At 38.4% G+C, this 22,855-nt stretch carries 14 protein-coding genes and 1 pseudogene; 9 read left to right on the top strand and 6 right to left on the bottom strand.

Annotated features, from left to right (window positions below):
- Positions 1-52: 52 nt before the first annotated feature.
- From IPO27_14995 to IPO27_14985, 3 genes are read right to left on the bottom strand one after another with little or no spacing between them, the layout of a single operon-like run.
- On the bottom strand, positions 53-457 hold the full coding sequence (locus tag IPO27_14995) for a T9SS type A sorting domain-containing protein (GenBank protein MBK8847770.1): 405 nt from the start codon (positions 455-457) through the stop codon (positions 53-55).
- Complete coding sequence (locus IPO27_14990) at positions 426-1,556, bottom strand: hypothetical protein (protein MBK8847769.1); 1,131 nt, start codon at positions 1,554-1,556, stop codon at positions 426-428. The genes IPO27_14995 and IPO27_14990 overlap by 32 nt, the downstream gene beginning before the upstream one ends.
- A 56-nt stretch (positions 1,557-1,612) precedes the next feature.
- Positions 1,613-2,797 carry a T9SS type A sorting domain-containing protein gene (locus tag IPO27_14985; protein MBK8847768.1) on the bottom strand — a complete coding sequence of 395 codons (1,185 nt, stop codon included), beginning with the start codon at positions 2,795-2,797 and terminating at the stop codon, positions 1,613-1,615.
- 388 nt (positions 2,798-3,185) lie between these two features.
- Here IPO27_14985 and IPO27_14980 point away from each other — a divergent pair, with 388 nt between their 5' ends.
- The 5 genes from IPO27_14980 to IPO27_14960 all read left to right on the top strand — a co-directional run bounded on the left by IPO27_14980 (position 3,186) and on the right by IPO27_14960 (position 9,242).
- Complete coding sequence (locus IPO27_14980) at positions 3,186-4,178, top strand: NAD(P)H-dependent glycerol-3-phosphate dehydrogenase (protein MBK8847767.1); 993 nt, start codon at positions 3,186-3,188, stop codon at positions 4,176-4,178.
- Positions 4,179-4,185: 7 nt separating this feature from the next.
- Positions 4,186-4,590 (top strand): rhodanese-like domain-containing protein, encoded by a 405-nt coding sequence (locus IPO27_14975; GenBank protein MBK8847766.1) that lies wholly within the window; start codon positions 4,186-4,188, stop codon positions 4,588-4,590.
- A gap of 4 nt (positions 4,591-4,594) precedes the next feature.
- A complete protein-coding gene (locus IPO27_14970; GenBank protein MBK8847765.1) occupies positions 4,595-5,059 on the top strand; it encodes a RecX family transcriptional regulator in 465 nt (154 codons plus the stop codon).
- Complete coding sequence (locus tag IPO27_14965; GenBank protein ID MBK8847764.1) at positions 5,056-6,705, top strand: tetratricopeptide repeat protein; 1,650 nt, start codon at positions 5,056-5,058, stop codon at positions 6,703-6,705. Before IPO27_14970 ends, IPO27_14965 begins: the two co-directional genes overlap by 4 nt.
- A 380-nt stretch (positions 6,706-7,085) precedes the next feature.
- On the top strand, positions 7,086-9,242 hold the full coding sequence (locus tag IPO27_14960; protein ID MBK8847763.1) for a S9 family peptidase: 2,157 nt from the start codon (positions 7,086-7,088) through the stop codon (positions 9,240-9,242).
- Here IPO27_14960 and IPO27_14955 read toward each other — a convergent pair.
- Both IPO27_14955 and IPO27_14950 read right to left on the bottom strand, forming a co-directional pair.
- Positions 9,234-10,010 (bottom strand): alpha/beta fold hydrolase, encoded by a 777-nt coding sequence (locus IPO27_14955; GenBank protein MBK8847762.1) that lies wholly within the window; start codon positions 10,008-10,010, stop codon positions 9,234-9,236. The genes IPO27_14960 and IPO27_14955 overlap by 9 nt on opposite strands.
- 114 nt (positions 10,011-10,124) lie before the next feature.
- Positions 10,125-12,349, bottom strand: a pseudogene (locus IPO27_14950) (transglycosylase domain-containing protein).
- Between the two features lie 400 nt (positions 12,350-12,749).
- Between IPO27_14950 and IPO27_14945 the strand changes: the two are divergent.
- On the top strand, positions 12,750-14,474 hold the full coding sequence (locus tag IPO27_14945; GenBank protein MBK8847761.1) for a M3 family oligoendopeptidase: 1,725 nt from the start codon (positions 12,750-12,752) through the stop codon (positions 14,472-14,474).
- Positions 14,475-14,559: 85 nt separating this feature from the next.
- Here IPO27_14945 and smc read toward each other — a convergent pair whose 3' ends face one another.
- Positions 14,560-18,117: a chromosome segregation protein SMC gene (smc, locus tag IPO27_14940; protein MBK8847760.1), complete on the bottom strand. Its 3,558-nt coding sequence runs from the start codon at positions 18,115-18,117 to the stop codon at positions 14,560-14,562.
- A gap of 479 nt (positions 18,118-18,596) precedes the next feature.
- Here smc and IPO27_14935 point away from each other — a divergent pair, with 479 nt between their 5' ends.
- The 3 genes from IPO27_14935 to IPO27_14925 all read left to right on the top strand — a co-directional run bounded on the left by IPO27_14935 (position 18,597) and on the right by IPO27_14925 (position 22,853).
- Entirely contained in the window at positions 18,597-19,034 is a 438-nt protein-coding gene (locus IPO27_14935; GenBank protein ID MBK8847759.1) for a hypothetical protein, read from the top strand.
- A 157-nt stretch (positions 19,035-19,191) separates the two neighbouring features.
- Positions 19,192-19,758: a carboxypeptidase-like regulatory domain-containing protein gene (locus IPO27_14930; protein ID MBK8847758.1), complete on the top strand. Its 567-nt coding sequence runs from the start codon at positions 19,192-19,194 to the stop codon at positions 19,756-19,758.
- 44 nt (positions 19,759-19,802) lie between these two features.
- A complete protein-coding gene (locus IPO27_14925) occupies positions 19,803-22,853 on the top strand; it encodes a hypothetical protein (GenBank protein ID MBK8847757.1) in 3,051 nt (1,016 codons plus the stop codon).
- The last annotated feature ends 2 nt before the right edge of the window (positions 22,854-22,855 follow it).

The following is a 22,855-nucleotide window of genomic DNA, read 5'->3' as shown; positions in this document are numbered from 1 at the left end:
CTAAGCAGGTAACGCTATAATAAAACTGGCAAGATTAATTGCACTCTTTTTATTAATTTTTAATAAACTTGGTACCCAACATTTCTTTTTCTGTATTCAAGTTTACAATATACAACCCATCACTCCAACCACCACAATCCACATCCAAAGTAAAATACCCTGCGTTACTCTTCAAACTTTGAACTTCAAACATCAAACTTCCCCTGCCATCATAAACACTTACTGTTACATTCTTCCCATTCAATCTACTTGCATTAACAAACAACTTCTCCCAAGCCGAAATGTACGTGCATTGTATTCTCCCCTCTCCATGTGGAGAAGGGCCGGGGGTGAGGTTAGCATATATACAAGCGCTATCTCCCGGCAAATCATAATCAGGATTATTGGGCAAACCCAAGTAAGTTCTATTGCCACCAAGGTAAAAACTATATGGTGTAAAGTTGCATTTTAGCCCCACTATCGGGGTCGTTTATTACGCTTAGGTAAGTATTGTATATGTTGTAGGTGGTATCAGGATAAGGGTATGGGAAATTCAAGCCATCATTATACCAGTTGCTCAAATATATTTTGCCATCAGGTGCAAGTTTAACTTTGCCTACACAGTAGTCAGGAAATGGAAAGGAGTCAATAATAACTCTACTTGCTTTTATATTTGTTGCTTGCAAATCAAATTGAAGCAAATAGGATGTGGTATCAATTTGACCAACATACAAGTATCTCCCTGATGGAGAAAACTGAACCGAAATATAATATTGATATTGTAGATTTTGAAAATTTAATGTGTCGATAGTTTTATCTACAGTAATGATCCCAGTACATCTATCAAAATTATAAGTTTCTATTCTGTCTCCGGCCATCACATGGCAAAATTTATCCCCGCTTTTACTAAATTCTAAATTACCTAATGAATGATAGTTTAAATTTATCCCTTGTTGTTGAACAGAGGGTGTACTTATTCCGTTACTGTCGATAAGATAAACCCAAAATTTATTGTTAGGGTTCTGGGTATCCTTTGCTGACCGAAAAATTATCCACCAATCTTTGCCGTTGCCATGTTTAACCGCATTAAGGCAATCAGTAGCTACAAGTGAATTTAATTGCACATTTTTTTGTGTTACTTCTCCTAAGCCATTGTTAAGGCTCATGTCTATGGTGGAGTAATACAGGCCGTAACCAGAAGTGCCTGTAACGGATATAGAAAATAAGTAATACTGGTTTTTATCAATAGGATTTGGAACAATAACTAACTCTTGATACCATCCTTCGCCTACTATTGTATCACCATTTACCATTATGTTATTTTGTGCATTAAATATTCGGGTTGATTTTAGTGCCATCGCTGCACGGGTAAAAGCATAAAATAACAAATTACCAAGACTGTCAGAAACAGAACAACAACTGCCTCTTGATTTTGCTGCACAGTTAAATGTTTGCGGATTTATTGTATTGTCAAAATTTATACCAGCACTATCCCCAAAACACCAATTATTGTTGCATTTCTGAGCGTTAAGATTCAAATGAACAATTACTAAAAGGAATAAAAAAATATTTCTCATTTTTATTATTAAAATAAAAAAGGAGGTAGCAAATACTACCTCCTTTAAATTAAAAATTATTTTAACAAAGTAATTCTTGAAGTAAACCAAGGTTGTGTATTAAGTGAAACACTTATTGTATAAATACCTTTTTCATATTTATTCATATCAACTAATATTTCTTGCTCATAATTGTAATGCCTTGAATAAATTATTCTGCCTAATACATCAACTATTTTCACGTCTATTATTTCATTCTCATTAATAATATAAGGCAATGTTATTTTTCCAGTTGATGGATTAGGATAAAAATTGGGATGCACAGCAACATTCAGTGCTACATCCACTGTGTTGTCTATATTCAACATTCTCAATACTCCAGGTCCATCATCTTGTTCCCAACCTATCATTGCTCGCGCATTATAAACTCCTGGCCCACCTGCATTTGTTGTTTGTTGGGCAATTGATTCTAATATACTTATTTGAGTAGAATTGAGTTCAATATCCATTGCAAAAGTGTGCATGTAAATAAACAATGTTTGGTATAAATTATCTTCAATTGTATTGGCGGGTACTATTGAATTTAGCAATGTTGCAGCCATAGCTAATTCATCTTTTTGCAAATGGGATATTACGTTATAAAACTTGCCAATGGCAGTATTACTTTGCTCATTCAAAAATTGAATACGCTCGGCAAAGTTTGCGCTTAGGCTGTCTAATATAGCACCATTTTCGCGCAATTGGCGGTATGCAAAGTCGTCCCTATAATAAGCATCGCCATCACTACCATTATTATTTTGGCCACTGCCATCTACTACATCAAGTACCTCATCTTCTATCCTATCACTGTCATTATTTGCAATCCATACTACACAATTATTTGCGCCTGTTTGATTGCTCCAAGGTGTAACAACATTTGCAATATTCCCCGGATAGTAAGGGTTAGCAAATGCAGTGTTGTTTTTGTGATACCAATTAATTGAAGCTAAATTAAAATTAGTCCCATTCACCCTCATACCTGCATTGCCCATATTGAGCCATTGGTTATCCCATGGTATGCCATCAAATTGCCCTGTGCCCGGCACACCCTGCGCAGGTAAGTCAGCATTTTGTAAATTTACTCCACGTAGGCATCCATCCATAATATTGCAATGCATTGCGCAATCTTTATTCGTGTGCTGTGTGCTGTGCCTGCCTGCAATAGGCAGGTGCTGTGCTTTAGAATTAATTTCTAAAGATAACGCTGATTTTTTTGTAAACATAATCTTAATAATTTTTTTAAATTAAACTCAGACAAACCATTGTTATGAAAACACTAATAAAGGGTTTTAAAATAAAATAAACACAGGGCGTGTTTGTTAAGCATGATAATAAATAGCGGTTGCTTTTATTTCTCGCTGCAAAAAGATTTTAAGGCAAAAGGTCAAGTTTTTTCAAAGAGCGTGATGTAAAATTAAGTATTTTTTTTTGCTATGCAAATTTATTTTTAATCAAAAAGAAATCCTTACCCTTGTTGGTATGCCAACTAAAGAACGCTTTTCCTTATTTCATAATATAAGTCAAACTGATTTTTTTCTTTTTATAATAAATCTGTTTGGTTCTTCAGGTTTATTTAGTTTTGTTTGTAATTATTAAATTCCATACCAATCTATGAATACAAATGTGGCAGTTATAGGGGGAGGAAGTTGGGCTACCGCTAATGTAAAAATGCTGAGCAACCATGCCGGGCAAATTCATTGGTGGGTTCGCAGTGCAGACACGGTGCAGTTTATACACAAGTATAAGCACAATCCAAATTACCTTACCGATGTTGAAATCAATCTTGAAAAGGTGATCCCTACCAATGACATAGCTACGGTGTTGTCATCGTCAGACATGGTAATACTGAATATTCCATCGGCATTTTTAATGACTGCCCTTAAGCCATTAACATCAAAGGACTTTGAAAACAAAGTGGTGTTCAGTGCTATAAAAGGTATAGTGCCCGAGCATAACCTCATAGTTGGCGATATGTTGCTACAACATTACCAGGTAAAGCCGCAAAACATTGGAGTGCTTACCGGTCCTTGTCATGCAGAGGAAGTTGCACTCGAAAAACTTTCATACCTAACAGTTGCCTGTCAGCATAAAGAAAATGCCGTGCGCATGGCTGATTTACTTGCATGCCGTTATATACGCACCACACTAAGCGATGATATATATGGCACCGAGTATGCAGCTGTACTCAAAAATATTTATTCCATAGCTGCCGGAATATTTCATGGGCTGGGATATGGCGATAATTTTCAGGCGGTATTAATATCAAATGCGGTGCGCGAAATGCAAAGGTTTATTCAAGCTGTGCACCCCATTACCCGCGATATCAATGATAGTGCCTATCTTGGAGATTTGCTGGTAACAGCCTATTCGCAATTCAGCCGTAATCGTATGTTTGGTGCCATGTTGGGCAAAGGCTATCCTGTAAAATTTGCTCAACTCGAAATGAATATGATTGCCGAAGGATACTATGCTGTAAAATGCATTATGGAGATTAATAAAAAGTATAATGTTGCTATTCCGATTTGCGAGGCAGTATATCGTGTATGTTACGAAAAAATAGCGCCACGTGTAGAAATGAAATTGCTAACCAATCACCTTAACTAATTATAAAATGAAGAATTTAAAGAAGATAGTAAAACTGCTCATGTTGCTATTTGTAGCCGCACATGTGGGTTGTGCGCAAACAGAACAAACGCAGGCTTTATACAATGTAAATCCGGAAATGTTTGCTCAACAAATGCAAGATACCCTTACGGTAATACTTGATGTGCGCACGCCTGAAGAATTTGCCAAAGGTCATTTGTTGCATGCCATCAATATCAATTTTTATGATGACGATTTCAATAAGCAAATTGAAAAACTTGACAAGTCAAAAACCATATTGGTATATTGTAAAGCAGGAGGCCGTAGTTCCGAAGCTGCCGAATTGCTCGTAAAAAATAAATTTAATAAAGTGTATAACCTTACCGATGGTTACGATAGCTGGATAGAAAATAAAATGCCGATGGAGAAATAAGTTTATGCAACAAGGAGAATTAGCATCCACGTATAAAAAAATTTCCAGGTATTGCGCGTATCAGGAGCGGTGCCACCAGGAAGTGCGCACCAAATTGCTCGCCTTAGGAGCACGTGGGCAGGCACTTGAAGAAATGATGGTACAACTTATCAGTGAAAATTTCTTAAACGAAGAACGATTTGCTGGTGAATTTGCCAATGGCAAATTCAGGCAGAAAAAATGGGGACGACTAAAAATACGACATGCCTTACAGGCAAAAGAAATTTCGGATTATTGCATTAGCAAAGCCCTTGCTGCATTAGATCAAGCCGAATATTTGGAGACCTTGCAGGCATTAATTAGAAAGGAACGAAATCAATTGCAGGAGTTGGATTATTTCATACAAAACGATCGTATCAGCAAATCGCTTACTGCCAAAGGCTTTGAGCCTGAATTAATCTGGAACCTTATTAAAGAAGACAAAAATTGAAAGCCGCACTCAGTCATAAATTTAGTTGGCTGTTCATCCCCTTGCTTGCCTCTTTATTGTATGCTCGCACCTTCCGCTTTGATTATATCTACTACGATGATGTATCGTTAATAGAGTCGGCCAAACAAGTGTCGCAGAGCAAAACACCCATAGCCGATTTATTTTCGCAGGGAGCATTTGGCGCAGGTGCAAAGCAAGATTCCTATTATAGGCCTTTGCTTTCACTCACATTTTATTTCGATAGCTTTTTCGATTCGCCAATTGCCTTTCGTTTTAGCAACTTACTTTTTCACATTGCCGCATGTTTGCTATTTTACTTGTTGCTTGTACGATTGAGCTTCGATAAAAGTATGGCATTAATGATTGCGTTACTTTTCACAGCACACCCGCTCTTGGCTGAGGCGGTAGCATGGATACCCGGACGTAACGATAGTCTTCTGGCTTTGTTTATGGTGGCAGCTATCCTTAGTTTATTTGACTATTTGCAGACATCCTCCAAAATCAAGTTGTTCATTTTTAGTTGTTCATTTTTTGCCGCATTACTTACTAAAGAAAGCACTTTGTTTTTTATACCCGTTTTGGTTGCTCTAACTTTGTTCTTTTCGAAAAGCAAAAGTCAAATAATTATTCTTGCGGCAATTGTTTTAGTTACAAGTGCAATCTACTTTATAGCTCGCAACCAGGTTATGGCAACAGATGTTGCCTTGCCCTATGCAGTGCTTTGTAAGTTAGTTTTTAAAAATATTCCCGCTATTCCAATGTTTATGGCACAGGCCATGTTGCCTGTGCAGCTTAGTGTATTGCCAGTGTTTAGTGCAAGCATGGCGGTTGTTGGCGCATTATTTATGATTATCCTGCTTTACCTTATTTATAGAAACAGGTTTTTCTCAAAGCAATTAATGATTGGCGCTACGTGGTTTTTTTGTGCCGGGCTGCCTGCACTTATACCCAATACGTTTTCATACGAAATGATTTTTCTTAATCATCGTTTATACCTACCGTTAATGGGATTATTAATTTGTTCAGCTGCACTGATTCAGAATTATTGGAACAAATCTTATTGGCAATATGGAGCGCTCGGAGTGCTGATATTTTTTTGCCTTCTAAATAGTAAGTATACCGAAGCTTTTAAATCGGAGCTGGATTTTTATACCAATGCAACTACCAACTCTCCTACGTCATCATTTGCATGGAAGGGTTTTGGGGTTTGCTTACAAGCAAAGGGAGATGTATCAGGTTCTATGAGCGCTTACCGACAATCACTTTCTTTAAATATAAAAATTCCGGAAGTTCGTAATAACCTTGCGCGACTTTTTATTAATCAGAAAGAATATGTTCAATCAGAAAAACTCTTAATTGAAGAGTTGCAGATAGATAGCACTAACAGCATGGCATATTATAACCTTGCTACAATTCGAATTGAGCAAAATAAATTGCCAGAGGCAGTCGGCTATTTACAAGAGTCGGTACAACATAGCCCCAATAATATTGAAGCACTCAATGACCTTGCTGCCTTGTTGGCACAGCAGGGACAGTATGTGCAGGCTTTGGACTATTGCAACCGCATACTTTCCATCAATCCCGAGTACGAACCGGCACTTCGAAATATATCAATGCTGAAAGAATTGATGCAAAATAAGAAGTAATCATCTTTTGGTTTTTCGATAAACATACTTAAGGCGCCACTTTGAAGAAGTGTATCACGAAGTAGGAGTTTAGTGGTTTCAAAAAATTATTTTGTTTGCAAATTCAAACTTAAGCGGGAGGTGGTGCTTTCATTATATTTTGAAAATTACAATCATTACATATCATTAAAACGATGATCATGACTTTTAGGTCTTTCAACCTTTAGTCTGGTTATTGCATGTAATTAATTTAACAATGTTGGGGCCTTAATAAATGCAGCTAATTAGAAACAAAGGGGAGATAGGCGATGGAGGTTGTATGAAATTTTATTTTCCATACATTTACCTCATATTTTATTTTTCAATTTTAGAATTAACTCTTATAGCTTTATTATTATTTTATGAAAAACGTAATTATTGTCTTGGCGATTTTTGCTCTCGTCACCAAGGTAAATGGGCAGGATAAATTATTTACATTGGAAGATGCGGTGCTTAAGCAACGCACAACCCTTGCACCAAAGAGATTGCAACAATTAAACTGGATTCCCAATAGTGCAAAATATTTTTATGTAGAAAAAAGAGACAATGTAGAAACCTTACTCGAAGGCTTGGTCGATCGCGAAGGGCAATCACCGGTTTGCAACCTGATTGAATTGAGTACGGCCATGCGTGCTTCCGGTGCCGATACATTAGCAAAATTTCCTTCACTTACTTTTACTGATGAAACTCACTTTGAATTTGAATACAAGAAAATTAAGTATGGATTTGATCTGGCCACAAAGCAGATTAGTATCATAGAGGAAAACAAGTTACCCGAAAAAGCAGAGAATATTGATCGCAGTGTAACTGGAAAAATAGCCTATACGCTGCAAAATAATTTGTATATGCAGGATGGTGCCAATCAAATCACCCTCACCATCGATAACGAAGGTGTGGTTAATGGGCAATCGGTACACCGCAATGAGTTTGGAATAAGCAAAGGTACCTTTTGGTCGCCAAATGGCACTTACCTCGCTTATTACCGCATGGACGAAAACATGGTTACCCAATACCCGCTGGTAGATCTTAAGCAGCGTCCTGCAGCGTCATCGCTTATACGTTATCCTATGGCTGGCGATGCCAGCCACCATGTATCGGTAGTTGTATATGATCCTCTCGAAGGCGGTAAAGTAACCTTACAAACTGGTGAGCCCAAAGATCAGTACCTTACGAATATTGCATGGAGTCCCGATGAAAAATTTATTTATGTAGCTGTTCTCAATCGCGATCAGAATCACATGATGCTGCAATGTTACAATGCAAAGGATGGAACCTTAGTAAAAACTTTGTTCGAGGAGGCCGATACAAAATATGTAGAGCCATTGAATCCGGTAATGTTTGTAAAGGGAAACCCCGAACAGTTTATCTGGCAAAGTGCCCGCAGTCGCTATAAGCACCTATACCTTTACAATACACAAGGTGTATTGGTAAAGCAGTTAACCACGGGGCAGTGGGAAGTAACCGATGTGTTGGGCTTTAGTGCCCGAGGCGAAAGATTATTTTTTATGGCAACTATTGAAAGCCCTGTTACACGACATCTGTGTAGTGTTGAATTGGCAACAGGTAAGATAACACAGCTAACACAAACCGGAGGCACTCATACCGCACAAATGAGCAGCGATGGAAAATACTTTATTGATAATTTTCAAAGTATTACGGTGCCCCGCGTCATTTCCATTATCAATGATAAAGGTGAAACAAAACAATCGTTACTTACTGCCGAAAATCCTTTGCAGGAATATGCCTTAGGCGAGATGAAGTTGTTTACCTTAAATGCAACCGATGGTACCAGTTTATATTGCCGTATGTACTTACCACCGGGGTTAAGTACTGAGCGCCTTGCAAAGTTGCCGGCTATCGTTTATGTATATGGTGGCCCTCATGCACAAATGATAAATGATACATGGAACGGTGGTGGTGATTTATGGTTTCGGTATATGGCACAGCAGGGTTATGTAATATTTACTCTTGACAATCGTGGCAGCGACAATCGCGGGCTCGACTTTGAGCAGGCCATTTTCAGGCAGGTGGGCACAATAGAACTTGATGATCAGTTGAGAGGAGTGGAATACCTGAAAACGTTACCATACATAGATGCCTCCCGTATTGGTGTTTTTGGCTGGAGTTACGGAGGCTTTATGTCAACCTCGCTTATGACAAAGCATCCAGGAGTTTTTAAAGCAGGTGTTGCTGGTGGGCCTGTTATCGACTGGAAATATTACGAAGTTATGTACACCGAAAGATACATGGATACGCCTGAACAAAATAAGGAAGGTTTCGAAAATGCTGACCTAACAAAGCAAGCAAAGAATTTGTCGGGAAAACTGCTGCTCATACATGGTACAAATGATGATGTGGTAGTGTGGCAACATTCGCTCAATTTTTTAAAAGCTTGTATTGATGCCGGTAAGCAAGTGGACTACATGGCTTATCCCGGCCACTTACATAATGTAACAGGAAAAGACCGTGCACATTTGTTTCAAAAGATAACCGATTACTTTGATACGTATCTAAAGTAAACATTCGTTTACAAAAGCTTCCAATGTATTTATAACAACTTCAGGCTGGTCGGCATGTAGCCAGTGTCCGGCATGAGATATGGTAACCAGTTTTACAGTTGTAAACAGTTGCTGTATATGTTCTTCGTCTTGCTTATTGATATACGAAGAATTTTCGCCACGCATAAAAAGAGTAGGGGTGTCCATTTTATTTTCTAAAGAAAAAGATTTTCCAACTTCTTCAATATTACGTGCTATTGCATCCAGGTTGAAACGCCAGGCTAATGTATTGTGATCTTTCCAATGCAGATTTTTTAAAAGAAATTGCAACGTTGCGTTATCGGCAATAAAGGGTTTCATGTTTGATTCTGCTTCTTTGCGCGATTTTATCTTGTGCACATCTGCCCTGTACAAGGCATTAATAATATGTTCGTGATGAGGTGCATAATAACGTGGTGCTATGTCCATAACGCAAAGGCCCAGTAAACCTGCAGGTTTACATGCTGCAACTTGCAAGGCCACTTTACCGCCCATACTATGTCCTGCAAGCACATATGAATTTAATTCAAGGTGTGCTATGGTTTCCAAAACATCTTCACACATGACATGGTAGTTAAACTCATCGCTCCATGGCGAATGTCCATGATTACGCAGGTCCATCAGTATGCAAGCAATGCCTTTGGTGGACAATTGCCGCGCAATACCATTCCAGTTATCAAGCATACCAAACAATCCATGAAGTATTACAATTGGCTTGCCGGTGCCTTCGATTTTCGTATGTAAAATCATTGGGGTGTAGTTAAGTATTTTGTTTAGTTGGAAACAACTAGCGTATTCTATTTTTCAGAAATACTAATATGTTGCCAGCCGGAATTAAAAAATTGTTAACTAATAGGGTTATGGTTAACAAGTTAAAAAACCGAATTCATCGGTTTTGTCATTGACCGATTTATTGTCATCATATTTGCTGCAATCAAGTTCTGTGGTTAATGGAGATGATGGTAGCTCAAAATTTTCTTTTGAAATTGCAAGTTCTGTATCAGCATAACATTTTTGCATAAACAAACCCCAAATCGGCAAAGCCATATTGGCGCCTTGCCCGAGGTTGGTGCTGCGGAAACGAACCACACGGTCTTCTGCACCTACCCAACAACCAGCAACCAGGTTGGGAACTATGCCAATGAACCAGCCATCGCTGTTATTTTGTGTGGTTCCGGTTTTACCGGCAATTGCATTGGTCAAATTGTATTTTCCTCTAAGCCTTGTTCCGGTGCCATATTGCACTACGCCCTGCATCAGGTTAAGCATCAGGTATGCTGTTTCTTCACTTATAGCTTCAATTTTTTTCGGAATACGTTCTTCCAGCACCACTCCATTTTTGTCTTCGATTCGTGTAATGTACACCGGCTCGGTATGAACCCCTTTGTTGGCAAAGGTTGCGTAGGCTCCTGTCATTTCATACACCGATAAGTCAGCCGAACCCAGAGCAATGGAAGGCACTGCATCAAGTTTGCTGGTTACTCCCATCTTTCGCGCCATTTCAACCACAGCATTGGGACCAAATTGTTTAATCAAATAAGCCGACACCGTGTTTACTGAGTTTGCAAGCGCCTCTTTAAGGGTAAGCATTCCTCCATATTTGTTATCACTATTATCTGGTGTCCAATCTTCGCCAGTTTCAAGATGTATGGTTATTTTTTCATTAGGAACTTTATAGCATGGCGAGTAATGTTCCTGCATGGCTATGGCATACAGAAAAGGTTTAAACGTACTTCCAACCTGACGCTTTCCTTCTTTTACATGATCATATTTAAAGTATCGATAGTCATTGCCGCCTACCCATGCTTTTATCTCTCCGGTTTGTGGAGTAACGGCCATAAATCCACACTGCAATATTTTTTAAAATACTTAATGGAATCTAACGGACTCAATACAGTGTCGCGATCACCTTTCCAGGTAAAGATTGTCATAGGCACCTTCTTCTTAAATTCTGCTTCTGCTTCTTTGTCGCTCATGCCCTCCTCTTTCATACTTGCCCATCGTTCCGATTTGCGCATAGCATCTATAATAGTTTCGGGATAATCATACCATGGTTCGCGCCCTTTCCAGTGATCATAGAATTGTTTTTGCAAAACTATCATATGCTCTCGCATTGCTTCTTCGGCATACTTTTGCATACGAGAGTCAATGGTGGTATAAATACGCAATCCATCACGATACAAATTATAAGCACTGCCATCTGCCTTCTTGTGATCGTTACACCACTTTTGTAATTCGGCACGTATCTCCTCGCGGAAGTAGGTAGCCAGTCCGGCATTATGATCATCCTTGGTAAACTTAATTAGGAGTTTCGTTTTTTGCAGCGAATCTTTTTGAAGTTGATCAATAGCCTGGTACTTGTGCATTTGTGCAAGTACAACATTACGCCTTTGCATAGCTGCTTTTTCATTCATACGCGGATTGTAGCGCGATGGTGCTTGCAACATGCCAACTAATAGGGCCGATTCGGAAATAGAAAGTTGTGCCGGAGTTTTATCATAATAAGTGCGTGAGGCTGATTTTATCCCATATGCATTATTACCAAATTCTACGGTATTAAAATACATGGCAATAATTTCTTCCTTGGTATAATTTCGCTCGAGGCGCGTGGCAGTAATCCATTCTTTCATCTTTTGAATAATCAGTGCAAAACCATGATTCCGCGTTCGGGGAAAAAGATTTTTTGCCAACTGTTGCGATAGCGTGCTGCCACCTCCGGCATCTTGCCTTAAGATTACGGTCTTAAACAATACGCGGAAAAGTCCTTTTATATCCACACCGCTATGTTCTTCGAAACGCACATCTTCGGTACATTTCAAGGCCTTTACCAAATTGGGCGACAAGTCGCTGTACTTTATATTGCTGCGGTTTTGATAATAGTATTTGCCAAGCACCACATTATCGGCACTTACAATTTCCGAACTTAGATTGATGTCGGGGTTTTCCAAATCTTTAAAATCGGGAAGTTTGCCATAGTAGCCGTTACCTATCAATGCAAGCAGTGCAACCAATGCTACGATGGGAGCAAAAACAAAAAACCAAAACAATAAGGTGAAAATACGGAAACGTTTGCGAAGCGAAGTTTGCATTTAATTTAATTGAGATGGACAAAAGTAAGATTTTGAATAATTGGTTTAGCAAAATTCTTGTTTCTATATTCCATTCACATTTCAAGTTGTGATTCATGAATTGGAAAAAGTCATGACCAAAAAAAATATTTTTAGTAGTGTTTCATAAAGTGAGTAAAACTTTGAGCCTTTTGTGTCTTCTTTGTGCAACTTTGTGCCCAATACATTTACAAAATTAAAATGTTGTACCACAAAGGTTCTCAAAGGAATTTTCAAAGGTTCACAAGGGGAATTCAATTCAGATCTTTCTCTTTTAGTTTACTTTACGTGGCTTCGCGTCTTCTTCGTTTAGCATTGTAAAGCGCATATGATTAATTAAAAATTTTAAGAATTGAAAATTACCTTTGCCAAAAAAAAAATTATGCCAATAAACATAGCACCACCCGCTCGCACATTTGTTTCTAACTCGCTCGAAATAAAAACATGGAGCGACATCGAGCACTACTTTATCGACCTCGAACAACGCCAAATAAATTCGCTTTCTGATTTTTTGCTATGGCTTACCAACCGTAGCGAGCTCGAAACCGTAATTGCCGAAAACCTTGCCTGGCGATACATTCGCATGACATGCTATACCGATAATAAAACCTATGAAGAGGCATACACCTTTTTTATTACCGAGTTAGATCCCAAGATTTCGCCTTACAACAATAAGCTGAATATTAAATTTATTCAGTCACCTTTTTTAAATGAGCTGAATGATTCGCGTTTTCAAAATAGCATTCGCAGTGCACAACGTGCCATCCAAATCTATCGCGATGAGAACATACCGCTCATTGCCGATATGCAACAAAAGGAACAAAAATATGGAGCCATAGCCGGTGCCATGACTATTCATTATAACGACAAGGAACTTACCTTGCAACAGGCATCAGTACTTTTAAAAAGTAAAAACCGCGAAGAAAGAAAGTTGGTGTATGAAAAAATAATTGCCCGCAGATTGCAAGATGCAACAAAGTTAGATCAGCTATTTGATGAACTTATAAAAGTGCGTACTCAAATAGCGCACAATGCAGGCTTCGATAATTTTCGCGATTATAAATTTGCCGCCATGTGCCGCTTTGATTATACCGTAAGCGATTGCATGCAAATGCACGAGGCCATAAGCAAGAGCATCATGCCCATTGTTAAAAAATACGATGATCACAGAAAACAAATTTTGAATTACGAGCAACTGCTTCCATATGATTTGGATGTAGATATAGATGGCGATACGCCACTCAAGCCATTTAAAACGGGAACCGAAATGATGGATAAGGCTATTGCATGTTTTTATAAAACAGATACTTACCTGGGCGATTGCATGAGTCAACTAAAAAGCATGAACCGCATCGATCTTGATTCGCGCATTGGCAAAGCTCCCGGAGGTTACAACTATCCCTTGTATGAAACCGGAGTGCCATTTATTTTTATGAATGCTTCGGGATTGCTACGCGATTTGGTAACCATAGTGCACGAGGGGGGACATGCAGTGCATTCCATTGTAACTCACCCCTTGCAGCAAATTGATTTTAAAAATTTTCCGAGCGAAGTAGCAGAGCTTGCAAGCATGAGCATGGAGCTTATAAGCATGGAACATTGGGATTGTTTTTTTGAAAACAAGGAAGACTTAAAGCGCGCCCGCTTGCAACACCTCGAAGATGTGCTCACCATTTTACCCTGGATTGCCTGTGTAGATAAATTTCAACATTGGATATATACCAACCCTGAGCACACAGCTGCTGAGCGTAAAATATACTGGACACAACTGCATAGCGAGTTTAGCAGCAAGGTAGTAGATTGGGCAAACTATGCAGATGCACGAAGTTATCTTTGGCAAAAGCAGTTACACATTTACGAAGTGCCTTTTTATTACATCGAGTATGGCATGGCACAGTTGGGTGCAATAGCTGTTTGGCGCAACTATAAGGCAAATCCACAGCAAGCCATAAAGCAATATCTTGATGCACTTAGGTTAGGTTATACATCAGGTATAAAAGAGATTTATAAAACGGCTGGTGTACAATTTGATTTTAGCGCAACTTATATTAGTGAGCTATGCGAGTTTGTAAAATCTGAGATTTCAAAAATTGAGCAAGCCTCATAGATTGAAAAAAAAACACCCACTGAATTTTCAGTGGGTATCATGTTAATCGTATTTAGTAACAATAACTATATTACAAATATTTCGATTACACTTCTTCAAATTCTCTTATATCAACCGGCACAACTTGTGTAATGCCCTGATCAATCATGGTAATGCCATAAATTACATCGGTTGCAGTCATTGTTTTTTTATTGTGTGTAATAATAATGAACTGCGTGTCGTCACTAAACTTTTTAATGATATTAATGAACTTGTCTATGTTATTATCATCAAGCGGGGCATCTACTTCATCGAAAATACAAAACGGTGCAGGTTTCAATAAATAAATACCAAACAACAATGCAGTGGCTGTAAGCGTTTTTTCTCCACCCGATAATTGCTGTATAGTCAAAGGCTTTTTACCTTTTGGCTGTGCTATGATGGTCACATCCGACTCAAGCGGATTAGCAGGGTCGGTAAGTATTAGGTCACACTTATCTTCTTCGCGAAACAGGCTACGGAAAACGGTTATGAAATTTTCGCGCACTTTTGTGAATGCTTCTGTATATTTTTCATGTGCACTTTGATCTATTTCAGCAATGGTATTTAACAACGAAATTTTGGCATTGCGCAAATCTTCTTGTTCTTTTAAAATAAAATCATGACGCTCCTTAATTTCTTTAAACTGTTCCAAAGCCATCGGATTAACCGGACCAAAATCAGAAATCTGCTTTTTTATTTTTTCAACTTTCGCTATCAATTCTACTTCCTCCAACTGTTCATCAGGATCCATTTCGAGCAGCTCATTCAGATTGGCTTCAAATTCTAAACTAAGTCTTTCTTTTAGCGAATTAAGCGAAAGCTTAAGTTCATTAATTTTATCATGCACTTGTTGTACGCGATGATCTTTATCTTCCTTTTGCTTTCGTAATTCATGTACCTGTTTTTCATCTCCATCTATCGTAGACTTCCAACCGAAGTATGCATTCTCTTGCTCGCCAAGTCCTTGTTCCATCACGTTCTTTTCTGCCAATAATGCTACCAATGCTTCTGTCTGTACTTCAAGTTCCATTTTCAATTGTGATGACAACTCCTGCGTGCTATTAAATTCAAGGGTGTTACTTTCTTTCCGTTTGTTTACACCTTCCAGCTGATTCTTTTTTATCTCACTATCGCGGCCAAGATTTTCGCAAAGGTTCTGTTGTTGTATACATAGTATATTGTGTTGGTTAAAATTTTGCGAAGCTTCGGATGATTGATGTTGCAAACTCGTAACTTTTTCTTGTTGCAGTTTTTGGCTATCCATCATCTCGTTGAGTGCCTTTCTTATCTCATCACTAAATGAATTGGTGTTTTCGGCACCATCATCAGAGGCAGTCAACACACGTATTTCACTTTCCAGTTTTTCTATGGTCTTGGTAAATGAGTCGATGCCCGATTGCAAAAAGTTTTTATTGTTAGATAATGATGTAACTGTAGCAGATACTTTTGAATAATCTACTTCGGCAGCACTCAATGCAATAGATACTTCGCGCAGTTCATTAGTATTTTGTGTTACACTTGTTTCTTTGCTCCTAACTTCTTTTTGTAATTCGTCAATGGCTGTATGCATTTTCTGCAGCAATGTTTCCATGTCTTGCAGGTTCTTAAGTTTACCGGTACGTTTTCCGTCAAACAATCCTACCGATCCTCCATTATAGGAGTAACGTTGCTTTACAAGACTTCCATTTTGTAATAGATACACCACCCTTTTTTCAGATGAATTTTCTACTTCAGTTATCGATACATTTTCTTCTAAAATAAAAACGTGACCAAGAAGATAGCGGAATATGTTTTCATACTTAGATTCAAACTCTACTAAATCCAGTGCGCGCAAGCAACCTGCAGGGCAGGTTGGAACTACAATGGCTTCATTAGCAAAATTATCTAACACAAAAAAATGAGCCCTTCCATTTGAAGATTCTTTCAACATATTTAATGCCTCAATGGCATCATTTGTATAGTCGGCAACAAAATAATTCAAATAAGGCTCGAGGTAATTTTCAATGGCTATTTTATAATTTTCTTTACAACTTATGATATCGCTAAGCAGCGGTGCCCGTTTCGATTTTTCGTGTTGGGTTTTAAGATACTTGATAGAGGCCGGATAGCCATCCATTTGTTCTAGCAGGTTTTTAGTGATGTTGTATTCGTTTTGCTTTTTATCGGCTGCTCTCGATTGATCCAGCAATTTTGCATTCAATTCCTTCAACTCATCCTGACTCTGTTTTTGCAGTTGCTCAGCATTTTTCTTTTGCTCTTTAAGTTGTAACACCTTTTGTTCAAGAGACGTTTTTTGCGATTGTTGAGAAGTGAATTCGCCTTCTACATCGGTAAGCTTTTGCAAGCTAAGCTGATTTTGCTGATTGATACGCAAGAGCTCATCGTTTAGCGAGGTGAATCTTGCCTGGTTTACAGCTATGCGTGTTTCATGTGCATTTAAATCCTGACGGGTCTTAAAAATTTTCTCGTTCAATTCTTTGAGATCCTCTTGCGATAGGGCAAACTGTTGTCGCAATTCATCGACATTTGTTTTCAACTTTTCTAACTCCGCCTTTTGAGTTATTAGTTTTTCGTCAGCGGCAATTTTCTTATCATGTAGAGTCGCAATTTCATTTTCAAGATACATGATTGCCGATTCATCTTCACGGTTTTGTGTTTGCAAGATATTGGCACGTTGCAGCAGATTATTCAATTTATCCTGAATGCTGTTTTTGCTATTCTCGGCTTGGTTAACCTCTACAATTTTTTCATTAAACTGCTTTTGTGAGGTGCTCAGTGTACGCTCTTTTTCGATAGCTTCTGTTTTCCTTTGTTGCAATGCTGCTTCCAGGGTATCAATTTGAGCAGCAAGTTTAGTTTTTTCGTCTTGGTAGGTGGTCTCGTTTTGTTGCAGCTCTATAAATGTTTGTTTATAGTTCTTTATCGTAAATAAAGAAAGTGCTATGCTGTAATCTTTGTATTCACCTTTTAACCTTTCAAATTTTTCAGCCTTCTTGGCTTGTTGTTCCAATTGCTTCAGGCTTTTTTCTATTTCAAACATCAAATCGTTTACACGATTCAGATCATTGTCGGTTTCGTTAAGCTTGGCTAGGGTTTGTTTTTTGCGGATTTTATACTTTGATACTCCGGCAGCTTCTTCAAGCAGTTGGCTGATGGTGTTGTGCTTGTCATTCAATATTTCATCAACCATCTTCAATTCGATAATCGAATACGAATCAGGGCCAATGCCTGTATCTAAAAACAAATCGGTAATATCTTTCAAGCGACATTGCACATTGTTAAGATAATATTCGCTTTCGCCATCGCGGTACAATTTTCGTGTGATGGTTACAGTGCTATATTCTACAGCCAATACATTTTTGGTATTTTCAAAAGTTAAGGAAACCTCGGCCAGATTAGCCGGGTTGCGAGTGCGGGTTCCATTGAAAATAATATTATCCATTTTTTCGCTTCGCAGCATTCGGGTTTTTTGCTCGCCTAGTACCCAACGCATGGCATCTACTACATTCGATTTTCCTGAACCGTTTGGTCCAACTATGGCAGTTACTCCTTTATCGAAATGGATGGTGCATTTGTCTCCAAAACTTTTGAAGCCTTTAATTTCTAAAGTGTTTAATTTCATACTAATATGTAAGGTATAGGACTGTTCTATTTTCTGCTATTCAACGTTAAGGTTTTGAAACTGATGAAATTTTATATCAGTTTTTAGCAAAATAGAAAGTCAGTTTTTGTAAGAACCGGCAAAGTTAGTTTTATGCAATTCAACATGAGTAAAAATTAATTAACAAAAACCTGTAAGTTATTATCTGTTTTAAGATTATAAGCCGGTTTAGGTTTTATCTGATTATTTTACGATTGTGAATTTTCTGATTATAAAAATTATGTATCACAAAGGGCTGGCTCCATTGCCAAAGGACAATGGAGCTAAATATAGTGCACAGCTATTGCTTGTAAAAGAAGCTTTCCTAAGATAAGTGTAAAGGTTAAACAGTCTCCGAGCCTTCAAAAAAATAAATGATATAGAAAAAAAATTGCTCGGTTTAACAAAAAGAAATTACCTTTCGAACCTCAAATTACGAAAGTCCTCAAATTAGTATCTTAATGGAAAACTTTAAAACCATAATTGCTCTGGTTGCGTTGGCTGTTTATTATATATACAGGCAATATAATATTCAGCAAAGCGAAGCATTAAAACGCAAGGCGGAAATCGAAAAGGAGCTCCCCAAGCCTCAAGCGCTTAAACAGCCTCGAGTTAAAATGACAAAACAAGTAACCAGACCGGCCAGAAAAGCTGCAACTCCAACCATTAGTTCACTCGAAAGCCTAACAACAACCTATCATAATCTTGAAGAAGAAGGCATGTTTCGTGCTGCTCAACATCAACATGAAACTCAAACTCATCTTGCCTATGAGTTAGCTGATAGTGTAGAATCTATTATAAATGAAACTTCACAAAATGTAATTAACAATGGTCACGACTTACGAACAATGATTCTCCATTATGAAATACTTTCAGCCCCAAAATGCTTACGCGCGTAGCATTTCAGAGCGGTATTGCTTATTTGACAAAGTAAAAATTACGTCATAATGCAAAAAACATTTGGAAGTTAATTTTTAATCTGATTACATTAGCGCAAGTTTTAACATAAAATTAATCTCTTTCGAACAATAATTCAAACCAAATAATTCAAACGCTATGATGCGAAAACTGTACCTTATCTTGCTAATTTTTATGGGATCTTTTGCTGCGGTACATGCCCAGCTTAACGAAGGTTCGATAAAGGGAAAAGTAGTAGATGCTACTACAAATGAGCCACTGCCATTTGCCAGCGTGGTTGCCGAACTAAATGGAAACCTTGCCGGAAGTTCGCAAACCGACTTTGATGGTAATTATACCATCAAGCCTTTAAACCCCGGAAAGTACTCCATTAAAGCTTCGTATGTGGGCTATCAAAGCGCACAGATAAACGGAGTGGTAGTATCATCGGGTAAAATTACTTTTACCGATATCAAGATGGGCAAGGGTGCGGTAGATATCAATGCCGTAACCATTACAGAGTACAAGGTTCCTGTAATTGATAAAGGTAACCCTTCTACCCAGGCTACAATTACGGCACAAGATATCAAAGCAGCTCCGGTGCGTGATGTCAAATCGTTAGCCACTACTACTGCCGGGGTGTTTCAAAAGAAAGAAGGAGATGATATAAATGTACGTGGTTCCAGGGTAATGCCACCGATTACTTCATCGATGGTATACGTGTAAGAGGATCAACAGGATTACCTCAAAGCGGTATAGAACAAATTACTGTGGTAACAGGCGGTGTGCCTGCCCAATATGGCGATGCTACCGGTGGTATCATTAGTATCACCACCCGTGGGCCTTCAAGGAAATTTTCAGGAGGATTGGAGATTTATTCATCTGCATTAACCGACCCCTACAATAATAACCTGGTGGGTTTAAATGTAAGTGGTCCTATCTATTCAAAAAAATCAGATGATGGTACAAAACGCCCAATAGTGGGTTTCTTTGTGGCTGGTGAGTTTCAGGCTGATAAGGACCCAAGTCCTTCGGCTATCGGATTTTACAAAGTTAAGGATGATGTATTAGATGATTTAAGGAAAAATCCAATTGCTGCTAATCCAAATGGTAATGGTTTTATTAGGCGTGCAGAAGATGTTCGTCTTTCTGATCTCGAACCTATTAAAGCGTTTCAAAATGTAAAAAATCGTGCGGTTCGTTTAAATGGAAAAATTGATATTCAACCTGCAAAAAATTTCACCATAACAGTAGGTGGAAGTGGGGAATACCAGCGCTTCAATGAGTTTACATACTCCTATGCTTTGTTCAACCCTTATAACAATCCACAGATTACTCGTACTGCTTATCGTGGATTTGTTCGTTTATTACACAGACTTGGAGGTAATGCTGAAACTAAAGAAAGCAGCTCGTCAGTTATCAAAAATGCATTTTATGTTTTGCAGGCCGATTACTCCAAATCAAAAGAAGTTAGAGAAGACGAATCGCATCGCGACAACTTATTTGAATATGGATACCTAGGTCAGTTCAAATCATACAGAAGACTTGGTACTGGAACAGTTGACAGTTACGTGTTTGATCCAAATGGCACGCCTGATGACCAATATGATACGGTTTCAGTAAACGGAACCACATCATTTATAGATGATTCTATCACCTTTGCCGCGGGTGATATAAATCCTGATATTCAGGCGTATACTCAACAATATTATGACTTGTTTGGCAACCCTCGCAATTTTGTGCAATTAATTAACGATGGAGCATTAATAAATGGTACCCGTGCCGACCCGGTTTATGCACTTGCATGGAATACAGGCCGTGAACCTAACAGCTATCGCATTGATGATAATACATCGTTGCGTTTAACAGCCACAGGCTCAGCCGATATTAAAAATCACAATATTCAATTAGGGTTTGAGTATGAGCAACGGACTGATGCATTTTATGCCACAGCGCCTATTGGCTTGTGGAACAGAATGCGCGGATTGCAAAATTTGAAAAACCGTGTAAATCGTTTTCAGAATGATCCGGGTGCATCTTATGATGTGGGAACAGATACCTGGACATTCCCTGTGCGATATGTGGATGATGGTAAGGTAGGTTTCTACGAAAATATACGCGAGGCGTTAGGACTTTCTAATGATGCGTATATTGACATTGATTCTTACGGCCCCGAAACATTTAAGATTGACTATTTTAACGCAGAAGAATTATTACAAGCCGGCTTAGTAGACTATGCAGGTTACAGCTACACTGGTAAGAAGTTAACCAGCAGACCATCATTTAATGACTACTTTAATAAAGTAGATGAAGATGGGAATTTCACTCGCGAAAATGCACCGTTTGCACCTATCTATATGGCCGGTTATATCCAGGACAAATTTGCGGTTAATGATTTGATTTTTAATATTGGTGTTCGTGTAGATCGCTTTGATGCAAACCAAAAGGTATTAAAAGATAAATTTGTATTATATGAAACAAAAACTGCAGGTCAGTTAAACATTGCAAACCGCCCTTCAAATATAGGCGATGACTATGTTGTATATGTTGCAGATGTAAAGAATCCAAGTGAAAACAATGTGGTAGGTTACCGTAATGGCGAAGATTGGTATGATGCCGAAGGTAACTTATTATCTGACCCACGTGTATTGAGTAATGCCACAACTACCGGAACGGTTGCTCCATATTTAGTAAACCCAAGCGATGATATCCGTAGCGGATCATTTAATACATCATCATCTTTTAAAGATTATGATCCGCAAATTACGTTTATGCCTCGTATCGCATTTTCATTCCCTATTAGCGATATGGCATTATTCTTTGCACATTATGATATCTTAACACAACGCCCACCCGATCGTTGGAGGGTTACTCCACGCGATTATTTTGATTTATTAGGTGGTACCATCAATAATCCGAATTTAAAGCCTGAAAAAACCATCGATTATGAATTAGGATTTAAACAAGCGTTAAGCCGCAGTTCTTCACTTTCTATTTCGGCATTCTATCGCGAGTTTAAGGATATGATTCAGTTACGTAACATAGCTTTTGCATATCCTAATAACTATGTAACCTATGACAATTTCGATTTTGGTACAGCCAAGGGATTAGTGCTTACTTATGATTTACGCAGAACCGGAAATGTTCGTATGAATGTTAGCTATACGCTTCAATTTGCTGATGGTACAGGTTCGGGAGATCGTTCTGGTTTGGAATTGATTAACTTAGGTCAACCAAACCTTCGCTCAATTGCTCCACTTGACTTTGATCAACGCCATACATTAGTTACGGTATTTGATTACCACTATGGCAGCGGCACTGACTACAACGGCCCAATATGGTTTGGCAAGCAATTTTTTGCTAATGCTGGCTTCAATTTTATTTTCAATGCAGGTTCTGGTACACCATATTCTCAGTTACGTAATATCCGCACCGAGGTTGATAATATTGGCTTGCAACAGGCAGGTTCTTCGCAGTTGAGAGGCAGTATCAATGGATCAAGATTGCCTTGGCAAAATCGTGTAGATCTACGTGTAGATAAACAGTTTATGTTTGATAAAGGAGAGAAAAAAGGAGCGTTTGGATTAATGGTTTATGCTCAAATTCTGAACTTATTTAATACGGATAACATTGTAAATGTTTACAGATTTACCGGAAACCCTGAAGATGATGGTTTCTTGAATTCGGCTATAGGACAGCAGCTTGTAGCAACCAAGCCTAACCCGGATGCCTATACCGAAATGTATCGTGTAATGGCTAATAACCCCGCTAATTATAGTCTTCCTAGAAGGATTCGTTTAGGCGTTGAATTCACATTTTAATA

This window comes from Bacteroidota bacterium, assembly GCA_016714535.1.
Classification (GTDB): Bacteria; Bacteroidota; Bacteroidia; order AKYH767-A; family OLB10; genus JADKFV01.
Note: the sequence above shows the minus strand (reverse complement) of the source record. Positions and strands in the feature narration are given on the sequence as shown.